The organism is Lapillicoccus sp. (genome assembly GCF_046595215.1).
GTDB lineage: Bacteria > Actinomycetota > Actinomycetes > Actinomycetales > Dermatophilaceae > Lapillicoccus.
Window position 1 is genome coordinate 1 of the sequence record NZ_JBKJPP010000128.1, and the last position, 4,840, is coordinate 4,840.

Consider the following 4,840-nt stretch of genomic DNA (forward strand, 5'->3'; position numbering starts at 1 on the left):
GTGCTCCTGCTCGTCGTCCTAGCCGTGATGACGCTCGAGATGGCCATGGGCTTCGCCATTGCCGTCCTCGTCCACCGTCGGCGTGGCAGCGACATGACCGACATGGCGGGAGACCTCTCCGGATGAGCCTGCTCGCCTGGTCGCTCCCCGTCGTACCCGCCGTGGCCGGCGCCGCGCTGGCCCTAACCCGCCCTACGTCACGCCGGCTGGCCCACGGCGCCACCCTCACCGCCGCGGGAGCCACCCTGGCCCTGACCCTCGTCGCGGCGGTGGCACGGCCGAGCGCGAGCACCCCGTTCCTGCTCGGCAGCGACCTGGGGCTGCGCGTCGACGGTCTCGCCGCCGTCGTCTCGGTCACCGTAGCCGCCGTCGCTCTGCTGGCGCTGACCTTCGCCACCGGCGGTGAGCGCGACGTCGAGCAGGCGCCGGGTCGGTTCGGTGGTCTCATGCTCCTGTTCACCGCCGCCGTGCTGGTCACCGTGACCGCCACGACACTACCGACGCTGCTGCTCGCCTGGGAGGTAATGGGCGCGACGTCGTACGCGCTCATCGGCTTCTCGTGGCGCGACCCGGAGCGGGTCTCGTCGGGTCTCGTCGCCTTCGCCACCACCCGCGCCGCCGACCTCGGGCTCTACGTCGCCGCGGCCGCAGCCCTTGCGGGCGGGCACGGGCTCGCCCTGACCGACCTCGCCCTGGCCGACCCCGGCCCGCGCACCGTCGTCGCCGCAGGCATCGCGGTCGCCGGACTGGGCAAGGCCGCGCAGCTACCCTTCTCTTTCTGGCTGTCGCGGGCCATGGTCGGCCCGAGCCCCGTGAGCGCCCTGCTGCACTCCGCCGCCATGGTCGCTATGGGCGGATACCTGCTGCTGAGGGTGCCCGACCTGCTCACCGCCACCTGGGTCGGCACGGCCACCGCCTGGGTGGGCGCGGTCACCGCGGTCGTGCTCGGTGTCGTCGCGATCGCCCAGCGCGATCTCAAGCAGGTTCTCGCCGCCTCGACCGCCTCGCAGCTCGGCTTTGTCGTGCTTGCCGCCGGAGTCGGCGGGGTCGCCGCCGGCACCACCCAGCTCGTCGCCCACGCCGCGACCAAGGCGCTGCTCTTCCTCGTCGCCGGCGCCTGGCTGTCGGCCCTCGGCACCAAGGCGCTGCCGGCGCTGCGCGGCACGGCGCGGCGCTGGCCCCTCGTCGGCGCGCTGGCCACCGTCGGCCTGTTGTCCCTCGCCGGGGTCGCGCCGCTGGCCCTGTGGGCGAGCAAGGAGGCGGTGCTCGCCTCGGTCGTCGAGCGCTCCACTGCGCTCTACGCGGTGGGTCTGCTCGGTACCGCGCTATCCGCCGGCTACGCCGGCCGGGTCCTCGCGGTCGTGTGGGCGCCGCTCGCCGAGGACGACGGCCGGAAGGGGGCCGCCCGGCTCGACACCGAGGAGGACGGCACCCGGAGGGTGTCGACGCCCATGCTCGCGCCGATGGCCGTGCTGGCGCTCGGTGCCGCCGTCCTCGGGGCGCTCGTCCTGCCGCCGGTCGGTGCGGCCCTCGCCGGAGAGGTCGGCGAGCACGGCGCCACAACGCCCGCAGGGGTCGAGCTGGTCGTCTCCGCCCTGCTCGCCCTCGCCGTCGCCGCTCTCGCGTGGAGGGTCACCCTGCCGACCCCGGCGTGGGCCCGCGACTGGCTGCACCTCGAGACCGCCGTGCGACGCGTCGTAGTGGACCCGACCGACCGGTTGGCCGCGGCGCTGGCGCGCTTCGACGACGAGGTCCTGGCCGAAGCCGTGGACTCGACGGCTCGCGCCACCCTCCGGCTCGCCGCCCTGGCCGACCGGTTCGACCACCGGGTCGTCGAGCGGGCGGTGAAGGGTCTGGCCCGCTCCGCGCGGCACGCCGGAAGCCTGGCCCGCCGACCGCAGACCGGCCAGCTGCACCAGTACTACCTCCAGAGCGTCGCCGTCCTCGCGGTCGCTGCCGTCCTCCTCGTCCTCGTCAGGTGACCTCATGCTGTCCGTGACCGTCTTCCTCCCCCTCGCCGTGGCCCTCGCCCTGGCCGTCGTCCCGGTGCCCGCCGCGCTCGCGCGCTGGACCTGGCTTGCGACCTCGGGGGCGGTAGTCGCTCTCGTCGGGACCGTCTGGGTCGGCCGCGACCCCGGGGTGGGCGGGCTCACGGCCGAGGCGCAGGTGCCGTGGATCCCCAGCATCGGCTCGAGCTACCACATCGGCGTCGACGGGCTCTCGCTGCCGCTGCTCGCCCTCACCGCGGTCATCTTCGTCGCCTGCGCCGTCCACTCGATGCGCCAGGACGACCGGCCGCGGCCGCACGCAGCGCTCTTCCTCTTCCTCGAGAGCACCTGCCTCGGGCTTTTCGTCGCGCAGGACCTCATCCTCTTCTTCGTCTTCTTCGACCTGTCGATCGTCGGGATGTACTTCGCGATCTCGCGCTGGGGCCACGGTGACCGCGCCCGCTCGGCCCTGACCTTCTTCCTCTACACCTTCCTCGGGTCGCTGGCCCTGCTCGGCGGCTTCATCGGGCTCTCCGTCTACGCGGACCCGCACACCTTCGACATCCCCGCCCTCGTGAGATCCGCTCCGCTGCAAGGGCACTCACTCGCCGGTGGCCTCGTCCTCGCCGCCCTGCTGCTCGGCCTCGCGGTCAAGACCCCGACCGTCCCTTTCCACACCTGGCTGCCCCCGGCCCACACCGACGCCCCCACTGTCGGGTCGGTGGTGCTCGCCGGGGTGCTACTCAAGATGGGCACCTACGGCTTCGTGCGGGTGGCCATGCCGATGCTCCCCGACTCGTGGCGGGCCTGGTCGTGGGTGATCATCGCCGTCGGTGTCGTCTCGGTGCTCTACGGCGCGCTGGTCGCCCTAGCGCAAAGCGACCTCAAGCGGATGGTCGCCTACACCTCGGTCAACCACATGGGTTACGTCGTGCTGGGCGTCGGTGTCGCCGGTCTCGTCGCGCCCAGCGACGCGGCGGCCCGCGAGGCCGCGGTCACCGGGGCGGTGACCCAGATGGTCAGCCACGGGCTCATCACCGGCGCGCTCTTCCTCCTCGTCGGGGTGCTGCACGAGCGCCGGGGCACCTACGCCATGGGCGCGTACGGCGGCCTGGCCGGCCCGGCCCCGCGCCTAGCCACGCTCTTCGCGCTCGCCGCGTTCGCCTCGCTCGGGCTGCCCGGATTCAGCGGCTTCGTCGCGGAGTTCCAGGTCTTCACCGGCAGCATCGCCCTCGCCCCCGTGACGGCGGTCTCCCTGCTCGGCATCCTCGTGACGGCGGCCCTCTTCCTGCGTGCCCTCCAGCGGGTCTTCACCGGACCGACGACCGGCAAGGCAGAGAACTTCGCCGACCTGCGCGCCCACGAGTGGGTGTCGGCCGGCCTGCTCGTCGGGCTGGCCGTCGTCGTCGGGATCGTGCCGCGGGTGGTCCTCGACACGATCGCCCCGGCGGCGCGCAGCGTGGTCGAGCTGGTGAGCCGGTGAACAGGTCACCGTGTACATGGGCGTGGACATAAAGTATGGACAAAAGCGTGGGCGCCCTGCTGCCCGAGCTGAGCCTACTGGCCGGCTCGCTCGTCGTGCTACTGGCCGGATCGTTCCTGCCCCGTCACCGGCTCGGTTGGGTGCGCGCGCTCACCGCCGTCTCGCTGCTCAGCAGCGGGGGCAGTGCCGCGGTGGCTCTCGCCGGCCCCGACCGGCTGGTCTACGACGGGACTTTCGCCGTCGACCCGGCCACCGGTGCGGTGCGCCTGATCGCCACGATCGCCACGCTTCTCGTCGTCGCCCTCGCCGGCGACGAGCTGCGCGAGCACCTGCGTCAGGCCGAGATCTGCTGCCTGCTCCTGCTGGCGACCCTGGGCACAGTGGTGCTCGCTGGCGCGCATGACCTGCTCCTCGTGGTCACCGGCTTCGTCCTGGCCAGCGTGCCGCTCTACGCGCTCGTCGGCCTCACCCGCACCTCCGCCGCGGCGGAGGCCGCGCTCAAAACCTACTTCTTCGGGTCCCTCTTCGGCATCGTGCTGATGGCCGGGGTGGTCGTGCTCTACGGCCTGGGCGGCGAGACGGCGTACACCGCGCTCACCGGCGCGCTCACGGGCGCCCCTCGGGGGCCGCTGACGGTCGCCACCGTCGCGGTGGTGGGCGGTCTGATGTTCAAGGCCGGCGCGGTGCCCGGGCATTTCTGGGTGCCCGACGCGGCCCAGGGGTCCTCGTCCTTCGCGGCGTCGTTCCTCACGACAGTGCCGAAGCTCGGGGCGCTTGTCGCGGTCTACCGGCTCGTCGTGATGCTGCCCGCCGACTCGCGCGCGCCGCTGCTCGTCGGCGTGCTCGCGGTGGTCAGCATGACACTAGGCAACCTCGCCGCCTTCGGGCAGGACGACCCCCGCCGCCTCCTGGGGTGGTCGACCGTGAGCCAGGCGGGATATCTCCTCGTCCCCGTCGCCGTGGCCGGGCGGACCACGCTGGCCCTCGGGGCACTGCTGGTCTACCTAGCCGGCTACGCCGTCACCAACGTCACCGCCTTCGCCGTCGTGGCCGCGCTCCCGCAGCGCCGGACGCTGACGTCGTACGCAGGGCTTGGATCCGAGCGCCCCTGGCTGGCAGCGCCACTCGTCGTCAGCCTGCTCGGCCTGGTCGGCACGCCCCCCACCGCCGTCTTCATCGGCAAGCTCGCGGTCGCCACTGCCGCCTGGGCGGGTGGAGCGCCGTGGCTCACCGCCGCCGTCCTGATCAACTCCGTCGCGAGCCTCTTCTACTACCTGCGCTGGATCGCCCCACTGCTGCGCCGGCCCCCAGCCCATCCCGAACCCGCCGGGACCCGCGGGATAGGCGGCGCGCGCGCGTGGGCACTGGC

General features: G+C 73.3%; 3 protein-coding genes. All 3 read left to right on the top strand.

What is annotated here, in order from left to right:
* Positions 1 to 122: 122 nt before the first annotated feature.
* On the top strand, positions 123 to 1,982 hold the full coding sequence (locus ACLL9L_RS11095) for a proton-conducting transporter membrane subunit (protein WP_411284719.1): 1,860 nt from the start codon (positions 123 to 125) through the stop codon (positions 1,980 to 1,982).
* Positions 1,983 to 1,986: 4 nt separating this feature from the next.
* Positions 1,987 to 3,471, top strand: a complete 1,485-nt coding sequence (locus ACLL9L_RS11100) for a complex I subunit 4 family protein (RefSeq protein ID WP_411284720.1) — start codon at positions 1,987 to 1,989, stop codon at positions 3,469 to 3,471.
* A gap of 47 nt (positions 3,472 to 3,518) precedes the next feature.
* Positions 3,519 to 4,840 (top strand): NADH-quinone oxidoreductase subunit N (locus ACLL9L_RS11105; RefSeq protein WP_411284721.1); only part of this gene is annotated, 1,322 nt, incomplete at its 3' end.